Here is a 17686-nt window from a genome sequence, read left to right as displayed (position 1 = left end):
GGGCGCTGGGCGCTGGGCGCCGGGCGGCGTTGGTCGTGCCGGCCCGAGAGGTGCAGGCCCCGGGGGCGTGCCGCCTTCCCGAGGGCTCTTCACCGGGCGCAGGCCCGTCGTCACCGGGCCGTCTGGCCCGCCCACGCCGTCAGGTGGGCGTCGACGCGGTCGATGTGCGCGCGAGCGGCGTCCCGCTGTTCCGCGTGCTCGCGCAGCACCCGCTCCGTCTCCTCCGCCAGAGCCTCCGCCCGCTCTCCGGCCCGTTCCACCGCCTCGGCGGCACACGCGCGTGCCTCCTCCTCCAGCAGGCGGGCCTCCTCCTCCGCCTCGGCGAAGGCCCGCTTCGCCGCCGACAGCGCGCTCTCGGCACGCGCCACCGCGTCCGGGCCGTCCACGCCCGGCCCCGCCACCCGACCGGCCTCCGCGCGCTCCGCCTCGGCCCACCGTTCGGCGCGCTCCTTGTCCTGCTCGGCCAGCATCCCGGCGGTGCGCTGCCGCATCTCCCGCAGCGCGGCCCGCGCCTCACCGCGCCGCTCCTCCGCCTCCCGCCGCGCCGCGCCCAGGATCTCGTCGGCCTCCGCGCGGGCCGCGAGCAGCCGGTGCCGGGCCCGCTCGTCGGCCTCGGCGCGCACCGCGTCGGCGTACGCCTGTGCCTCATCCCGCACGCCGGCCGCCGACTCCCGCGCCCGCTCCATCCGTTGACGCGCCTCCCGCCGCGCCCCCTCGCGCACGGCGGCGGCCTCCTCCTGCCCCAGGGCGAAGAGCCGCCGCGCCCGTTCGCCGAGCGAGGCGTAGGACTGCGGGACCAGCCGCGCCACGGCGTGCCGCAGCCGGGCCAGTTCCTCGTCCGACCGCCGGGCGAGCACCGTCAGCCGGGCGGCCCGCTCCCAGGACGCGTCACGGTCGGCGGAGAGGGCCTCGACGTACGCGTCGGCCTGCTCGGGACGGTAGCCGCGCCCCCGCACGACCCCGAAACCGTGCGGCGACACCGGTGCGCTCCTCATCCTGGGACCCCTCTCCACCACACGGACGCGACGCCCGACGCGGAATATGCCTATTTCGCGCACATCTTGATGGATGGGGGTAAAGGTGCATAACGCGACACTCCGCGTCGAGGTCACGGGACCGTCGACGGCGTGGCATCCGGGCCCGGGCCGCCCCCGGCGCGTACGCGAAAGAGCCGGGTCCGGTCGCACCCCGCGACCGGACCCGGCTCCCCTTCTCGCGCCTCAGCGCCGGCGGCGCCTCACAGCAGCCCGTCCCACATCTGCTCCAGCAGCACCGACCACCAGCTCTCCGGCGACCCCAGCGCCGCCGGGTCGAGCGCGGCCAACTGGGCCTGGAAGTCGACGGTCCAGCGGCCCGCCTGCTCCTGGTTCAGCCCGAACCGGAGCCGCCACATCCGCCCCAGCAGCGCCAGGCACCGGACGAACTCCGGCAGCCCGGTGTTCACGAACTGCGGCGGTACGGGCGCACCGCCCGGCCCCGCCTCCACCGGCACCGCGACGATGTTCGCCGTGCCGTACTGGACACAGATCGCCTTGCCGAAGTCACTGCCCATCACCAGATAGGACCCGGCGTCCGCGGCCGGCTGCACACCGCGCTCGGCCGCCAGTTCCGCCAGCGTGGGAACCGGCCGACCCGGCTGGGCCTGCGCCCAGAAGAACGGGCCCATGTCGAGCGGCAGACCGGCCACGACCAGGGTGTGCGCCACGACCGGCGGCACACCCTGCCGGGACACCGCGGCCTGCTCGAACCGGAACACCCCCGGCCCGAAGGCCGCTCCCAGCTCCTGGGCGACGGCCTCCGGCGGAACCGGCGGCGCGGCCTGCACGGGCGGCAGCGGGGCGCGCACCGGCGCCGGACGCGCAGGGCCGTCCGCCACCTGATGCAACTCGCCCTGGTGAGCCAGCAGTTGCTGCATGCCCTGCTGCCGGCTCGCGTGGTCCGTGCCGTAGGGCGCGATGGACGTGATCCGCGCCTGCGGCCACTGCTCGCGGATCATGCGCGCGCAGTAGGCACCCGGCAGCTCGCACGACTCCAGCTCCGTGTGCAGCTCCAGCACCTGGTCCGGGGGCACGTTCATGGCCCGCAGCTCGTGGAAGATCTGCCACTCCGGGTGCGGCGTGCCCGGCGCCGAGCGGCGGATCACCTGCTGCTCGGAACCGTCCTGGGCGCGGTAGCGCAGCACGGCCTGGTAGCCCGGACCGACCGTCGGCTGCCCGGCCGGCTGCTGCGGATACCCGTAGCCCTGTGGCGCCCCGGGCACCGGCTGACCGGGCGGGGGCATCGCGCCGGGCGGCATCGCCCCGTGCGGCATCGGCGGAGCACCGGGAGCACCCGGGGCCGCGGTCGGCACGCCGGGAGCCTGCGGAGGCGGAGGCACACCGGGGCCGCTCACCGGGGGCGCGGCCAGCACGGTCTCCGCGTGGTGCACGGGACCCGCAGCCCCGGGCATGCCCGGAGCGGCAGGGGGGTGCGGAACTCCGACCTGGTGCGGGGCACCCGGCGGCTGCGGCGCACCCGGCGCGCCGGGCCCGCCCGGTGCGCCCGGTGCTCCAGGCGCTCCAGGCGCTCCAGGCGCTCCCATCGCCCCGGGAGGCCCGGGCGGCTGCGGCGCACCCGGACCCATCCGGCCCGGGTCGGCCAGCATCGTCGCCGCGTGGTGGACACCGCCGGGGGGCGTACCCCCGGGGGCACCGGGCGGCTGCGGGGCGCCGGGAGCACCCGGCGGCTGCTGCGGGGGCTGCGGCGTTCCGGGGGCCTGGGCGCTTCCGGCACCCGCGGACCCACCGGGGGCGCCGGAAGCCGGACCTGCCGGTGTCTCCGGCCCCTGCGGGCCGAGCGCCGACACCATCTGCGTCGGCACGTACGCGCCCCCGGGCGTTCCCGGGGCCCCGGGGGCCGACGGCGCGGCGGCGCCGCCCGGCCGCGCGCCCGGGGTACCCGGCGCGCCGGGCGGAGGCGGTGTCGAGGGGCCGTTGCCCCGGCCACGGCCGGGCGGCGGGGCCGCCTTGCTGGTCGCCGCGTCGGCGATGTCCCCGGCATGCGGCGCGAGCGGCCGCCCGGGCACGGGCCCGGCCGGACCCTGCGCGTTCCCGTACGGCGCCCCGCCCGACGTGGGCGCAGGCGTACTCCCCTGCGGCACACCACCGGGCGGTGTCCCGTGCGGCACACCACCGGGCGGCGTCCCCTGCGGCACGTCCGGAGCCGCCGGGCCGCTCGAAGCGGCCGGCCCGGCACCCGGGCCCGACGGATGGCCGTACCCCGGGTCGCCGGAAGCCCCGGCCCCGGTGCCCTGCGCGTCCGGAGCGCCGAGCGCCGGCGTGACGGCCGTGGGCGGCAGCCGGCTGCCGCCCGACATCAGGGTCGTGCGGGCCTCGGGCGCCGCCGACGGAGGCGGTGGCACGTCGTCGTCGGCCCCGCTCAGCGGCGGCGCGAACACCGTCGCGGGCAGCGGCACCGAACGGTCGTCGCCCGCGTCGGCGTTGGTGTCCGTACCGGCCCAGGGCGTCGCCCCGGCCGGTGCGTCGGGCGCTCCCGCGGCCCCGGACGGACCCGGGTCGGTCTGGACGTCACCGCCCCCGGCGGCCGGCCACGCCGTACCGCTCCCGGGCGCGACGGGCGGAGCGTCGGCCGGCTCCGACGGGGCGGCAGGCCCGGCGGCGGGAGCCGGGGCGGGCGAGGACGCCGGCCCGGATGCCGCGGCAGCAGCCCCGTCCGCCCCGGAAGCAGCCCCGGGTACGGAAGCAGCCCCGGGCACGGAAGCGGCGTCCGCCCCTGCACCGGAAGCAGTCCCGGCCCCGGCCGTGGCCGACGACGACCCACCGCCCCGCCGGTCCGGAATGCCCATCCGGTCCGCCGCCTCCTGCAACCACTCCGGCGGAGTCAGCAGGAACGACGTCTGGTTCAGATCCACCCGCGCCGGCGCCGGCGGAGCCGGCTGCGGATCCTCGTCCGCACCGCCGTACTCCTCCTCGTACCGGCGGATCACCTCGCCCACCGGCAACCCGGGCCACAGCGTCGCCTCACCGCTGTCCCGCGCGATCACCAGCCGCTGCCCGCCCCCGTCCGAGCGCGGCCCGTCCGCCCGGTCCTCGGCCCACACCACGAACCCGAGGTCGAACTCCCGCACCCGCACCTCACGGTGCTGGTACGACGGCACGTCCCCGTTGATCCACTCCTCGGCGCGCTCCTGCGCCTGTGCGAAGGTCACCATCGCCGCGTCACTCCCCCACGGCCGAGGACGACACCGCGCCCACCGGCACCACACGCGCGAACCCGCCGTCCACCATCAGGTCCGCCACCGTCTCCAACTCCGGCGGATTGCCCGCCAGCCGCGACAGGAAGTCGTCGAAATCGTCCCCGCACGGCAGCAGCAGCCGCTCCACCCGCTCCGCCGGCGGCAGCGACGGATCCACGTCCCGCGCGTCGTCGTACGCGCAGAACCACACCGACCCGATCCGCTCGCCCTTCACCTTCACCGCGAGCAGCCCGCCCTGGACGAACGAGACACCCAGGTAGTCCTTGGTCAGATGGTCGCGCAGGCACTTGTTCACGTACACCAGGTCGTTCACCGCCGCCTCGTCGCGCACCGTGAAGAACGGCTGGTCCACCAGCAGCCCCAGCTCCGCGTCCAGCGCCGCGCCCACCGGCGCGCAACCGCCCGCCGCCTTCAGGAACGACCGGTACGCACCCGGCAGCCGGTACCCGAGGTCCTCCTCGACACCCTGCACCTGCGACTCGGTCACCGCCACACCCGACTTCGGCAGCCCGAAGTGCGCCGGACGCGTCTCCTGCAACGGCCGCGTCCCCCGCTTGTCGTGGTCCACGCCCGAGGTCGCCACCCCGCCGTGATGCCGGAGCAGCGCCTTCACCTCGACCGGGACCAGCTCCAGCCGCCGCGTGTCCGCCACGTGGTGCCACGTCCAGCCGTGCGGCGTCGCCACCGCCGGCACCGTGTCCCACAACTCGTGCCCCGACGCCGCCAGGGCCGTGTTCGCCGACACATAGTCCGTCAGCCGCAACTCGTCCACACCGAAACCCTCCGGCGGCTCCGCGATCTCCGCGGCCGCGCGCGCGTAGGGCGAGAAATCGGGGTGACCACGCTCGTCGACCCGTACCCCTCTCGGGTGACGAGCCGCCCGCACCGGATCCGGGAAGTGCACGACCTGCCCGGCATAGGCCGCGTTCGGCGGCGCGGCGTGTCCCCCGGCCTGGCGGCCGGGAGGCGCCCCCAGCCCGAGCCGACCTGTCGTCATGGCGGTTGCCCCCTGCGGCACTCTGTACGACCCGTATTGACCGCCCTTGGCGCACTACGGCCCGTATCGACTGTCACGTCTGCTGATGCGACTTCCTGCACTTCACTGCGTCCCCGGCCGCCACGGATCACCCTCCGGTTCACTGCATCGAACCCCGAACGGATCACCGCATTCGACCGCGGTGCCGGACAGCCTATGCGGTACGACGACACCGGTCACCGGCACCGGTCGCCGCCCCCCGGCGCGCCCGTGACCCGCCGTCACCCCACCGTCACGACACGCCCCGCTCCGGGCGTGTCGCGCCGCCCCAGCTTCCGCACCAGCCACGGCATTTGGCAGTCTGTGACCACCCGGGGGGATGCACGGAGGGGAATACGATCATGAACGCGACACAGACGGGACCACACACCGGCAGGCCCGCGGGCCACCGCGACAGCGACCCGCGCACCGGAGTCCCGCACCCCGCGGACCCCCCGGGCGGAGACCCCCGCATCGGCTGGAGCGCCACCGCGACGGCCGACGCCCCGGTCCTGCGCCACCGTCGCGACGGCATCCTCCCCACCGTCGCCGCCGCCCTCTCCGTCCGCGGCACCACCCTCACCGGCACCGCCGCCCGCGGCGACACACCCCCCGCCCTGCACCCCCTCGTCCAGGACTTCCTCGACACCCTCACCAGCACCCAGCGCGACCGCTTCACCGGCCGCTGCGCCGAGACCATCCTCATCTCCCGCCACATCGCCGCAGCCGACGCCGCACGCAGCAAACGCGCCGCACGCAAACCCATGACCAACGGCGAGGCCCGCAAAGCCCTCAAGCACGCCAAACTCACCGCCCGGCGCATCCGCGAGGACGGCGACCCCCTCCACGGCAGCTTCGCCGCCCCCTGCCGCGCCTGCACCGCCCTCAGCGCCCACTTCGGCGTCCGCATAGTCGACCCCGCGGACCGGAACGCCTGACGCGCCGACGACCGCGCCCTCCCCCACACCAGGCGCACCACCCGGAAACCCGGGAACCCGGCGCACCCGGCCAACCCGGCACGCGCCACCCCGTCACCCCGACACCCCGTCACCACGACAAGACAAGGGCAGATGCACACCGACCGCACCTCGACCACCCGCTTCGCCGTACCCGTCGACGCCGCCCTGCGCGCCGCCGGCTGGCAACCCGGACGCTGGGACATCAAACAAGCCGAGATCTGGGCCGACGCCCTGCGCGACCACGCCTCCCCCGCAGGTCACCGCCACAGCGTCTTCCCCGCCGCCGTCGAGGCATGGGCCGAGTTCGGCGGACTCCACATCACCCCGAGCGGCCCCGGCCGCCAGGTCGCCCCCGCCACCCTCCACCTCGACCCGCTGCACGGCCTCCACATGGCCCGCACCCTCGGCGACCTCGGCCGCGCCCTCGACACCGAGGTCTGCCCCCTCGGCACCGAGACCGACACCCAGGCCCTGCTCGCCATCGACACCGACGGCCGCGTCTACACCCTCGACCACACCGGCGACTGGTACCTCGGCACCGACATCGACCAGGCCCTGGCCACCCTCATCGCCGGCACCGCACCCGCCCGCCTCACCACCCACTGAGACGGGCCGCACACCGGGGCCGGGCTACGACGCCGGAATCACCGCCGACACCCGGAAACCCCCCGCGTCCGTCGGCCCCGACACGAACACCCCGCCCAGCGCCGACACCCGCTCCTTCATCCCCACCAGACCGTTCCCCCCGGACGGCAGCCGAGCCGACGACGCCGCCTCCTCGGGCGGCTCGTTCTCCACCTGCATCGCGATCTCCGACACCCGATGCGCCAGCCGCACATACGTCTTCGCCCCCGCCGCGTGCTTGTGGACGTTCGTCAACGCCTCCTGCACCACGCGGTACGCCGTCTGCTCCACCAACGGCGCATACGAGCGGACATCCCCCTCCACCGACAGATCGACCACCATCCCCGCCGCGGCCGACTGCCCCACCAGCTCCTCGATCTCCGCCAGACACGGCCCGTCGTCGTCCGCCGCCCGCGACGCCGCCGCAGCCGCGGCCGCCGCGGCCCCCACCGCCGCCAACGGCACCGACTCCGCCCGCGCACGCCGCTCGTCCCCACCACTGCGCAGCACCCCGAGCATCTCCCGCAGCTCGGTCAGTGCCTGCCGTCCCATGTCCCCCACCAGCACGGCGTTCCGGACCGCCTTCTCCGGATCCTTGCGGGCCACCGCCTGCAGCGCCGCCGCGTGCACCACCATCAGACTCACCCGGTGCGCGACCACGTCGTGCATCTCCCGCGCGATCCGCGTCCGCTCCTCGTTCCGGGCCCACTCGGCCCGCTCCTCCGCCCGCTCCGCCAGCAACTGGAGCTCCCGCTCCAGACTGTCCGCCCGCTCCCGCAGACTCTCCATCAGCCGCCGCCGCGCCCCCACGTACAGACCCAGCAGCACCGGCGGCGCCGTGAAGCCCAGCGACATCGTGACCGCCGCGAACGGCACGAACCAGTCGCCCAGGTCCAGATCCCCGCGCGACACGTCCTGCCGCGTCTTCACGAACGTCACGATCAACGTCCCCACCAGCGACATCCCCGCCAGCGAGGCGATGATCCGCCGGGGCATCTCGGCCGCCGCCAGCGTGTACAGGCCGACGATGCCCATCATCAGGCCCATCTCCGCGGGCGTGATCGCGATGGACACCAGCACCACCGCGATCGGCCACCGCCGGCGCACCAGCAGCACGGAACCGGCCAGCACGCCGAAGACGACCCCCGCCGCCACCGGAATCCCGGCGTCCCTCGCGAACGGGATCCCCTCCAGCGCGCACTCCAGCGCGGACGCCACGGCCAGACTCACGTCGAACACGGCACTGCGCCGCCTGGCCCACCACCACGGCCCTCCCTGGGCCGTCACATGGTCTTCCCCCGTCGCGGTCATGCCCCCAGCCTACGGGCGCCCCCCGCCGGTTTTCCGGTGAGTTTCCCGGACTCGCCCGCACCACACGCGGTGACCGTTCGGCTGCGAATCCACCCGATATCCCTCGAACTGCTGAATCGCACACCGTTCGATCCCGGAGCCGGTCATTCCGCCCGGACGGTATGCGTATGACACATGCACGCGGCAAGTACGCCGACTTCGAGGAACTGCGCGAGAAGGCGGTGGCACTGCGCCGCCAGGGCCTCTCCCTCCGGCAGATCCGCGACGAGTTGAAGATCCACAACAACGACCTCCTCAACCGCCTGGTGAAGGGCGAACCTCCGCCGGCCTGGACGAAGCGCCCGAACGCCAAGGACGACCTCCGGGCACGGGCCAGGGAACTGCGCCTCCAGGGCTGGACCTACGACCGGATCGAGGCGGAGCTCGGGTGCTCGAAGAGTTCGATCTCCTTGTGGGTGCGAGATCTGCCGAAGCCGGAGCGCAAGCGGACGCCCGAGGAGGCGTCAGCGATCGCGAAGCGCGGCTGGGAAGCCACTCTGCGCCTGCGCGACGAGGAACGACAGCGCACCAAAGAGGCGGCTCGGCAGTCCGTCGGTGCGCTGTCGCCGCGCGAGCTGTTCCTGGTGGGCGTCGGCCTCTACTGGGCCGAGGGCGCCAAGGACAAGCCGTACGACCGCCGGGAGAAAGTCTGCTTCGTCAACAGCGACCCGGGGATGATCGAGGTGTTCCTGGCCTGGCTCGCCCTGCTGGGCGTGGAACGGGACCGGTTGCGGTTCGCGGTGATGATTCACGAATCGGCCGACGTCGCAGGCGCGGAGAAGTACTGGGCCGACGTCGTCGACGCCCCGGAGACCGCGTTCAACAAGACGACGCTGAAGAAGCACAACCCGAAGACCCGCCGCAAGAACACGGGCGATTCCTATCGGGGTTGCCTGGTCATCAAGGTTCTGCGGGGTGCGGATCTGTACCGTCGCATCGAGGGCTCCTGGTACGGCATAGTGGAGTCCGCACGCAAGGCCGATCAATGAAATCGGACATAGCGTGCAATCAATCCCGGATCGTCTAAGGGCAGGACAAACGGTTTTGGTCCGTTGAATGAGGGTTCGAATCCTTCTCCGGGAGCTCACAGCAGACACGAGCTCGGTTCGGGGTCTGACCGGATGGACACCGGCCGGACCCCGCACCCATGCCCCTCGAAAAACCCCCCGGTATCCTGCGGATGACACCCCACCCCATCCACAGCCGAAGGGCATCCCGTGAGCGCCAACCGCCCGGCAGCCGTCGTCGTTCTCGCAGCGGGTGAGGGCACCCGTATGAAGTCGGCCACACCCAAGGTCCTGCACGAGCTCTGCGGTCGCAGTCTCGTCGGCCACGTGCTCGCCGCCGCGGGCGAGCTGGACCCCGAGCACCTGGTCGTCGTGGTCGGTCACGCGCGGGAGAAGGTCACCGCGCACCTGGGCGAGATCGCGCCCGGCGTCCGCACCGCCGTACAGGCCGAGCAGAACGGCACGGGGCACGCCGTGCGCATGGGCCTGGAGGAGCTGGGCGGGTCGGTCGACGGGACGGTCGTGGTCGTGTGCGGGGACACTCCCCTGCTGACCGGCGCGACGCTGCGGGCGCTCGCCGGGACGCACTCCGCGGACGGCAACGCCGTGACCGTGCTGACGGCGGAGGTGCCGGACGCGACGGGCTACGGCCGGATCGTGCGGGACGACGCCACGGGTGCCGTCACGGCGATCGTGGAGCACAAGGACGCGACGGACGCGCAGCGCTCGATCCGGGAGATCAACTCGGGTGTGTTCGCGTTCGACGGTCAGCTGCTGGCCGACGCGCTGAAGAAGGTGCGGACGGACAACAGCCAGGGCGAGGAGTACCTGACGGACGTTCTGGGGATCCTGCGGGAGGCCGGGCACCGGGTCGGGGCGTCGGTGGCCGGTGACCACCGCGAGATCGCCGGGATCAACAACCGTGTGCAGCTGTCGGAGGCCCGCCGGATCCTGAACGACCGGCTGCTGACCGAGGCGATGCTCGCGGGTGTGACCGTCATCGACCCGGCGACGACCTTCGTCGACGTCACCGTCACGTTCGAGCAGGACGCCGTCGTCCACCCGGGCACGCAGCTGCACGGCGCGACGCATCTGGGCGAGGGCGCGGAGGTCGGGCCCAACTCCCGGCTGACCGACACCCGGGTGGGTGCGGGCGCGCGGGTGGACAACACGGTGGCGGTGGGTGCCGAGGTGGGGGCGGACGCGACGGTGGGTCCGTACGCGTATCTGCGTCCGGGGACGCGGCTGGGCGCGAAGGGCAAGATCGGGACGTACGTGGAGACGAAGAACGCCTCGATCGGTGAGGGCACGAAGGTGCCCCATCTGTCGTACGTCGGTGACGCGACGATCGGTGAGCACACGAACATCGGTGCCGCCAGCGTGTTCGTGAACTACGACGGGCAGGAGAAGCACCACACGACCATCGGCTCGCATTGCCGTACGGGCTCGGACAACATGTTTGTGGCGCCTGTCACGGTGGGGGACGGTGCGTACACCGCTGCGGGGTCCGTGATCACGAAGGACGTGCCGGCGGGTTCGCTGGCCGTGGCCCGTGGTCAGCAGCGGAATATCGAGGGTTGGGTGGCTCGCAAGCGTCCGGGGAGCGCGGCCGCGAAGGCGGCGGAGGCGGCTTCCCGGGGGTCGGCCGAGGAGGGCTGACCGGAAACCGATGCCTCAAACACGGCGTACGGTGATAAGTGCACACCCGCACCCCCACCAGCTGAGACGGCCTCCGGCAAGCCGGCTGCGAGGTCTCTCGACACCCAGCTGCGACACCTCTGAGGAGACAGTGCTGTGACCGGGATCAAGACGACCGGCGAGAAGAAGTTGATGTTCTTCTCCGGCCGCGCCCACCCCGAGCTTGCCGAGGAGGTCGCCCAGCAGTTGGGTGTCGGGGTCGTCCCGACGAAGGCCTTCGACTTCGCGAACGGCGAGATCTATGTGCGGTACCAGGAGTCGGCGCGTGGTGCCGACTGCTTCCTGATCCAGAGCCACACGGCTCCGATCAACAAGTGGATCATGGAGCAGTTGATCATGATCGACGCGCTGAAGCGTGCGTCGGCCCGCTCCATCACGGTCATCGTGCCGTTCTACGGTTACGCGCGGCAGGACAAGAAGCACCGCGGGCGTGAACCGATCTCGGCGCGTCTGATCGCGGACATGATGAAGACCGCGGGTGCGGACCGGATCCTGACCGTGGATCTGCACACGGACCAGATCCAGGGCTTCTTCGACGGTCCGGTGGACCACCTGTTCGCCCTGCCGCTGCTGGCGGACTACGTGGGCCGGAAGGTGGACCGGGAGAAGCTGACGGTGGTGTCCCCGGACGCGGGCCGTGTGCGGGTGGCGGACCGCTGGTGCGACCGGCTGGGCGCGCCGCTGGCGATCGTGCACAAGCGCCGGGACAAGGACGTCGCGAACCAGGTCACGGTCCACGAGGTCGTGGGTGAGGTGGAGGGTCGCGTGTGCGTCCTGGTGGACGACATGATCGACACCGGTGGGACGATCTGTGCCGCGGCGGACGCGCTGTTCGCGCACGGTGCGGAGGACGTGATCGTGACGGCGACGCACGGTGTGCTGTCGGGTCCGGCGGCGGACCGGCTGAAGAACTCGCGGGTGAGCGAGTTCGTGTTCACGAACACGCTGCCGACGCCGGGTGAGCTGAGCAGTGACATGGACAAGATCTCGGTGCTGTCGATCGCCCCGACGATCGCCCGGGCGGTGCGTGAGGTGTTCGAGGACGGTTCGGTGACGAGCCTGTTCGACGAGCAGTAGAGATCGTTTTGGGTGTGGCCTTCCTGGCCGAGTAGACTGCTGCAGTTGCTCGGCGAGGGAGGCCGTTCCCGTTTGTTGGCGGGATGCGGCGGTCCGTTATCGACGCGCTCTTCGTAGCAGGCCGTTCGTGGCCGGGTGACCACGTTCGTCAACTGACTATGAGGAGTGATCATGTCCGAGGTGAAGATCGCCGCCGAGACGCGCACCGAGTTCGGCAAGGGTGCCGCGCGCCGTATCCGTCGTGAGGACAAGGTTCCCGGCGTGCTGTACGGGCACGGTTCGGACCCGATCCACCTGACCCTGCCGGGTCACGCGCTGCTGCTGGCGCTGCGTACGCCGAACGTGCTGATCGCGCTGGACATCGACGGCAAGACCAACGAGCTGGCGATCCCGAAGTCCGTGCAGCGCGACCCGCTGAAGGGCTTCCTGGAGCACGTGGACCTGCAGCTGGTCCAGCGTGGCGAGAAGGTCACGGTGGAGATCCCGGTGCAGGCCGAGGGTGAGCTGGCTCCGGGCGGCAACCTGCTGGAGCACGTGCTGAACGCGCTTCCGGTCGAGGCCGAGGCCACGCACATCCCCGAGTCGGTGACCGTGTCGGTGGAGGGTCTGGAGGCCGGTGCCTCGATCCTGGCCAAGGACATCACGCTCCCGAAGGGCACGACGCTGGCCGTCGAGGAGGACGCCGTCGTCCTGCAGGTCCTGGCCGCGCAGGCCGAGGAGGCCCCGGAGGGCGAGGAGGCCGCCGAGGAAGAGGCCGCCGAGGCCTGATCCTCTGCGTCGTCGTTCGTCGGCCGCTGTTCCCGTGCGGGGCAGCGGCCGACGCGTATGAAGGAGACAGGGACGTGACGACCGATGCGGCCGCTCCGTGGCTGATCGTGGGGTTGGGCAATCCGGGGCCGGAGTACGCGGGGAACCGGCACAACGTGGGCTTCATGGTGGCCGATCTGCTGGCCGAGCGGATCGGGGGGAGGTTCAAGCGGGCCGGGAAGGCGCAGGCGCAGGTGGTCGAGGGACGGATCGGTCCGCCGGGGCCGGCGAACCGGCGGGTGGTGCTGGCGAAGCCGATGTCGTACATGAACCTGTCGGGCGGGCCGGTGAACGCGCTGCGGGACTTCTACAAGGTGCCGGTGGCGCATGTGGTGGCGGTCCATGACGAGTTGGACATCGACTACGGGGTGCTGCGGCTGAAGCTCGGGGGCGGGGACAACGGGCACAACGGGCTGAAGTCGATGACGAAGGCGTTCGGTGCGGACTATCACCGGGTGCGGTTCGGCATCGGGCGGCCGCCGGGGCGGATGCAGGTGGCGGACTTCGTGCTGAAGGACTTCTCGTCCGCGGAGCGCAAGGAGCTGGACTACTTCGTGGACCGGGCGGCGGACGCGGTGGAGTGTCTGGTGCTGGACGGTCTGGAGCGGGCGCAGAGTACGTACAACTCCTGACTTGTCACCCGGCGAGGTTGACGGGTTGTTCAGGCATGGCCAATGATCCCGGCCATGCCTGCCCACGCCACGCCCTCCCGTCCGGTGTCGGCCGTCGCGCTGCGGTGGGGGCGGTTCGCCGCGATGGGGGCGCTGGCGGTGCTGATCCTGGTGGCGGGGGTGTGGGCGTCGTGGGGGACGGCGCAGCACGTGATGCTGACGAAGGGCCGGGAGCGGGGCACGGTCGAGGTGACGCGGTGCGGCCCGGACTCGTGCTCGGGCCGGTACACGCCGGTGTCGGCGGGGTCGCAGCCGCGGCCGCGGGTGGTGCTGGAGAAGTCGGTCGCGGTGGAGCAGGGCCGGACGTACATGGTGGTGCTGAAGCCGGGCGGTGAGGCCGCGGTGCGTTCGGGTCCGGCGGGGGTGCTGTACGCGTGGATCCCCCTGGGTGGTGCGCTGTTGCTGGCGTCGGTGGTGGTGGCGGGGGGTCTGCTGCGGTCGCGGACGGCGTGGGTGTTGGGGTTGTCGGGGGTGGCGTTGCTGACGGCGGCCTTCGTGACCGTCTGAGGGGTCGGTGCGGTCTCCTGGTCTGTGAGGGGCCCGAGTGTTGTGTGTTCGTGATTGACGTGCTGTCGGGCCGGGCTGGAAGCTGAACCGCCCCCTCCACATCTTCCCGTCACTTCTCGAAGATGGACTTCCCGATGCGCACCCTCTCCCGTCTCGGCGCTGTCTGCGCCACTGCTTCGGCGGCTCTCCTGCTCGCTCCGGCCGCGCACGCCACCCCGCCCGGTGACAACGGCACGGTCAAGATCCATGACGCCACGACCGGTGAGGAGCTGCGCCGCAACGAGCCGCATGTGTGCGCCTTCTACCTGGACGCCTTCGGTTTCGACGGCGGTCAGCAGGTGGACTGGCACATCGACGCCATCCCCCCGAGCGAGAACAAGGGGCAGACGGTGAAGTCCGGCGAGCTGACGCTGGACGGCCAGGGCCATGGCCGGACCGGTGATCTGTCGCTGCCCGACGGTCACTACAAGCTGTTCTGGAACTTCGACGGCGAGAAGGGCGCGGCGAAGCACAAGGTGTTCTGGTCGGACTGCGACGACGAGGAGCCCGGCGGTGGAGCGCCGTCCGGGTCGCCCTCCGGGTCGGCGTCCGCGTCGCCCTCCGGGTCGGCGTCCGCGTCGCCCTCCCCGGGGACGTCCGGCGCGCCGTCGGGTGAGCCGGGCGAGCCGTCCGCGTCGGTGTCGGCCGGCGGGGGCGCGCCGTCGCCGCAGGGTCCCGGCGGTGGTGACCTGGCGGAGACGGGCACCGGGGCGCCGGTGGGCCTGCTGTCGGGCGTGGCGGCGCTGCTGCTGGCGGCGGGTGGGTTCCTGGCGTTCCGTCGCCGGAGCGCGCAGCGCGGCTGAGTCGCGCACACGAGGCGTGCCCCCGGGCCCTTGCGGGTCCGGGGGCACGCCTCGTGTGCGGGGGCGGGTCAGCCGGTGTTGCGCAGGCCCGCCGCCACGCCGTTGACGGTGAGGAGCAGGGCGCGGGCGAGCAGCGGGTCGGGCTCCTCGCCGGCGGCGGCCGCCTCGCGCTGCCGCTTGAGCAGGGCGACCTGGAGGTAGGAGATGGGGTCGAGGTAGGCGTCGCGGATGGCGAACGTCTGCTTCAGTACGGGCGCGGCGTCGAGGAGTTCGTTCTCGCCGGTCACGCGCAGCACCTCACGCACGGTCAGTTCGTGTTCGGCCTTGATGGTGTCGAAGACGTGCTTGAGTTCGTCGGGGACGAGGGTGTCGACGTAGTGCTGGGCGATCCGCAGGTCGGTCTTGGCGAGGGTCATCTCGACGTTGGAGATGAAGTTGCGGAAGAAGTGCCACTGCTGGTGCATCTCGTCGAGGACGGTGTCGAGGCCGGCCTCGCGCAGGGCCTTGAGGCCGGAGCCGACGCCGAACCAGCCGGGGACGATCTGCCGGGACTGCGTCCAGCCGAACACCCAGGGGATGGCGCGCAGGCCGTCGAGGGAGACGCCGGAGCCCGGGCGGCGGGAGGGCCGGGAGCCGAGGTGCAGGTCGGCGAGCTGGTCCACGGGCGTCGACGCGAGGAAGTACGTCGGCAGGTCGGGGTCCTCGACGAGGTTGCGGTAGGCGGCGTGGGCGGCGTCGGAGACGACGTCCATCGCGGCGTCCCAGCGGGCGAGGGCCTCATCGGACTGGCGGGGCGCGGTGTGCAGGGCGGAGGCCTGGAGGGTGGCGGCGACGGTCAGTTCGAGGTTCTCGCGGGCCAGGGACGGGATGAGGTACTTGTCGGAGATGACCTCGCCCTGCTCGGTGACCTTGATCTCGCCTTCGAGGGTGCCCCAGGGCTGGGCCAGGATGGCGTCGTGGGTGGGGCCGCCGCCGCGGCCGACGGTGCCGCCGCGGCCGTGGAAGAGGCGCAGGCGGACGCCGTAGCGGTGGGCCACGTCGCGCAGGCGGCGCTGGGCGCGGTGGATCTCCCACTGGCTGGTGGTGATGCCGCCGAACTTGGAGGAGTCGGAGTAGCCGAGCATGACCTCCTGGACGTCGCCCCGCAGCGCGACGAGGCGCCGGTAGGACGGGTCGGAGAGCATGTCCTCGAGGATGGTGTCGGCGGCCTTGAGCTCGTCGGTGGTCTCCAGCAGCGGCACGATGCCGATCTTGGCCCAGCCGGCGTGCAGGTCGATGAGACCGGCTTCGCGGGCGAGGACGGCGGCGGCGAAGACGTCGTCGGCGCCCTGGCACATGGAGATGATGTAGGACTCGATGACCTCGGGCCCGAAGATTTCCAGGGCCTTGCGCACGGTCCGGAAGACGCCGAGCGTCTTCTCGCCGGCGGCGTCGACGGGTGCCGGGGTGGGGGCGAGGGGCCTGCGGGAGCGCAGTTCCTTGGCGAGGAGCTTGCCGCGGTAGTCGCGGGGCATGTCGGCGTAGCGCCAGGATTCCTCGCCGAGCCGGTCGAAGAGCTGGCCGAGGGCGTGGTGGTGGGCGTCGGCGTGTTCGCGGACGTCCATGGTGGCGAGCTGGAGGCCGAAAGCGGCGAGGGTGCGGATGGTGCGGGCGAGGCGGCCGTCGGCGAAGAGGCCGCCGCGGTGGGCGCGCAGGGACTCCTGGATGATCCGCAGGTCGGCGAGGAGTTCGCCGGTGCCGAGGTAGTCGCGTCCGTCGACGTGGGGGGTGCCGTCGGCGAGGCGCTTCTTGGTGTTCTCCAGCTTCTGCCGGATGCAGGTGGCCTTGAGCCGGTAGGGCTCCTCGGCGTTGAGGCGCTTGTAGCGGGGGCTGATCTCGGGGAGGTTGTCGAGGTCGGTGTGGAGGGAGGTGAGCAGGTCCTCGGTGGCGCCGGCGTAGCGGATGGAGTTGGACAGGAAGCCGCGGAGTTCGTCGATGGTCTCCAGGGCGTCGTTGATGCCGTGCTCGTGCTGGAGGATGAGGACGTCCCAGGTCACCTGGGGGGTGACGTTGGGGTTGCCGTCGCGGTCGCCGCCGATCCAGGTGCCGAAGGTGAGGGGGCGGGTGTCGTCGGGGAGCTTGACGCCGGCGCGCTCCAGCTCGGCGGTGAGGTCCTCCAGGACGTCGCCGACGGCGCCGGCGTGGAGTTCGTCGAGGTAGTAGACGGCGTTGCGGGCCTCGTCGGCGGGCTCGGGGCGGACGACGCGCAGTTCGTCGGTCTGCCAGACGAGGTCGATGTTCTCGGCCAGCCGGGTGTCGAGGCGGCGGCGGTCGGACTCGATGACCGGGGTCTCCAGGAGCGCGGCGATGCGCCGGAGCTTGTTGAGGACCGACCGGCGGGCGGCCTCGGTGGGGTGTGCGGTGAACACGGGGCGGACGTTGAGGTTGCGGACCGTCTCGCGCAGGTGTTCGGGATCGGCGTCCTTGAGGCGGTCGGCGGTGCGGGCGAGGAGTCCGCCCTCGGCGGCGCGGCGGGCGCGCAGTTCACGGCCGCGGTGGACCTGCTCGGTGACGTTGGCCAGGTGGAAGTAGGTGGAGAAGGCGCGGACCAGCTTGGCCGCGGTGTCGAGTTCGGTGCCGCGCAGCAGCTCGGCGGCGGCCTCACCGTCCTCGCGGGTCAGTCGGCGGACCTTCTCGACGAGGTCCAGCAGCTCGGGGCCCTCCTGCCGGACGAGGGTCTCCCCGAGGAGGTCGCCCAGGCGGCGGATGTCGGCACGCAGCTCACTGCTCGTCGTGGTCTGGTCGTCGGCACTGCTCACAGGTGCGGCTCCTTGCAGTGTTGAAGCTCGTCTGGGAGGGGAACCCGGACGGCGTCTCGCGCGGCGGGCGCCGCTT

Annotated in this window: 14 protein-coding genes and 1 tRNA gene; 10 read left to right on the top strand and 5 right to left on the bottom strand. The window is 72.7% G+C overall.

All coding sequences use genetic code 11. From position 1 onward, the window contains the following. Positions 1 to 110: 110 nt before the first annotated feature. From ACZ4M5_RS23530 to ACZ4M5_RS23520, 3 genes are all read right to left on the bottom strand, one after another. Positions 111 to 995 (bottom strand): cellulose-binding protein, encoded by an 885-nt coding sequence (locus ACZ4M5_RS23530; protein WP_467739794.1) that lies wholly within the window; start codon positions 993 to 995, stop codon positions 111 to 113. 242 nt (positions 996 to 1237) lie between these two features. After that, complete coding sequence (locus tag ACZ4M5_RS23525; RefSeq protein WP_467739793.1) at positions 1238 to 4210, bottom strand: SUKH-4 family immunity protein; 2973 nt, start codon at positions 4208 to 4210, stop codon at positions 1238 to 1240. Between the two features lie 7 nt (positions 4211 to 4217). Then, positions 4218 to 5252 (bottom strand): SMI1/KNR4 family protein, encoded by a 1035-nt coding sequence (locus ACZ4M5_RS23520; RefSeq protein ID WP_467739792.1) that lies wholly within the window; start codon positions 5250 to 5252, stop codon positions 4218 to 4220. Positions 5253 to 5632: 380 nt separating this feature from the next. Here ACZ4M5_RS23520 and ACZ4M5_RS23515 point away from each other — a divergent pair, with 380 nt between their 5' ends. Both ACZ4M5_RS23515 and ACZ4M5_RS23510 read left to right on the top strand, forming a co-directional pair. Beyond that, positions 5633 to 6208 carry a YwqJ-related putative deaminase gene (locus ACZ4M5_RS23515; RefSeq protein ID WP_467739791.1) on the top strand — a complete coding sequence of 192 codons (576 nt, stop codon included), beginning with the start codon at positions 5633 to 5635 and terminating at the stop codon, positions 6206 to 6208. Between the two features lie 132 nt (positions 6209 to 6340). Further along, on the top strand, positions 6341 to 6835 hold the full coding sequence (locus ACZ4M5_RS23510) for an SUKH-3 domain-containing protein (RefSeq protein WP_467739790.1): 495 nt from the start codon (positions 6341 to 6343) through the stop codon (positions 6833 to 6835). 24 nt (positions 6836 to 6859) lie between these two features. Here ACZ4M5_RS23510 and ACZ4M5_RS23505 read toward each other — a convergent pair whose 3' ends face one another. After that, positions 6860 to 8164 (bottom strand): sensor histidine kinase, encoded by a 1305-nt coding sequence (locus ACZ4M5_RS23505; protein ID WP_467739789.1) that lies wholly within the window; start codon positions 8162 to 8164, stop codon positions 6860 to 6862. Between the two features lie 167 nt (positions 8165 to 8331). On the opposite strand from ACZ4M5_RS23505, the gene ACZ4M5_RS23500 reads away from it, so the two are divergent. The 8 genes from ACZ4M5_RS23500 (at position 8332) to ACZ4M5_RS23465 (ending at position 14812) form a co-directional block, all read left to right on the top strand. Then, entirely contained in the window at positions 8332 to 9192 is an 861-nt protein-coding gene (locus ACZ4M5_RS23500) for a hypothetical protein (protein ID WP_467739788.1), read from the top strand. 23 nt (positions 9193 to 9215) lie between these two features. Next, positions 9216 to 9286 (top strand) — tRNA-Gln (locus tag ACZ4M5_RS23495). A 134-nt stretch (positions 9287 to 9420) separates the two neighbouring features. Beyond that, complete coding sequence (gene glmU / locus ACZ4M5_RS23490) at positions 9421 to 10869, top strand: bifunctional UDP-N-acetylglucosamine diphosphorylase/glucosamine-1-phosphate N-acetyltransferase GlmU (RefSeq protein ID WP_467739787.1); 1449 nt, start codon at positions 9421 to 9423, stop codon at positions 10867 to 10869. Positions 10870 to 11004: 135 nt separating this feature from the next. Beyond that, positions 11005 to 11985 carry a ribose-phosphate diphosphokinase gene (locus ACZ4M5_RS23485; protein ID WP_467739786.1) on the top strand — a complete coding sequence of 327 codons (981 nt, stop codon included), beginning with the start codon at positions 11005 to 11007 and terminating at the stop codon, positions 11983 to 11985. 171 nt (positions 11986 to 12156) lie between these two features. Next, the gene (locus tag ACZ4M5_RS23480; protein WP_369194453.1) at positions 12157 to 12753 is read left to right on the top strand and encodes a 50S ribosomal protein L25/general stress protein Ctc; all 597 of its coding nucleotides are present in this window, start codon (positions 12157 to 12159) and stop codon (positions 12751 to 12753) included. 74 nt (positions 12754 to 12827) lie between these two features. Then, positions 12828 to 13424, top strand: coding sequence for an aminoacyl-tRNA hydrolase (gene pth / locus ACZ4M5_RS23475; RefSeq protein ID WP_467739785.1), 597 nt, complete (start codon positions 12828 to 12830; stop codon positions 13422 to 13424). Positions 13425 to 13478: 54 nt separating this feature from the next. Continuing rightward, positions 13479 to 13970: a hypothetical protein gene (locus ACZ4M5_RS23470; protein WP_467739784.1), complete on the top strand. Its 492-nt coding sequence runs from the start codon at positions 13479 to 13481 to the stop codon at positions 13968 to 13970. Between the two features lie 134 nt (positions 13971 to 14104). Next, positions 14105 to 14812: an LPXTG cell wall anchor domain-containing protein gene (locus ACZ4M5_RS23465; protein WP_467739783.1), complete on the top strand. Its 708-nt coding sequence runs from the start codon at positions 14105 to 14107 to the stop codon at positions 14810 to 14812. A 68-nt stretch (positions 14813 to 14880) separates the two neighbouring features. On the opposite strand, the gene ppc is transcribed toward ACZ4M5_RS23465, so the two are convergent. Further along, complete coding sequence (ppc, locus tag ACZ4M5_RS23460; protein ID WP_467739782.1) at positions 14881 to 17610, bottom strand: phosphoenolpyruvate carboxylase; 2730 nt, start codon at positions 17608 to 17610, stop codon at positions 14881 to 14883. Positions 17611 to 17686 lie beyond the last annotated feature (76 nt).

The sequence above is a fragment of the Streptomyces sp. NPDC026246 genome (assembly GCF_055567995.1).
The sequence above is the reverse complement of the archived record's forward strand: the minus strand, read 5'-3'. Positions and strand labels throughout refer to the sequence as shown.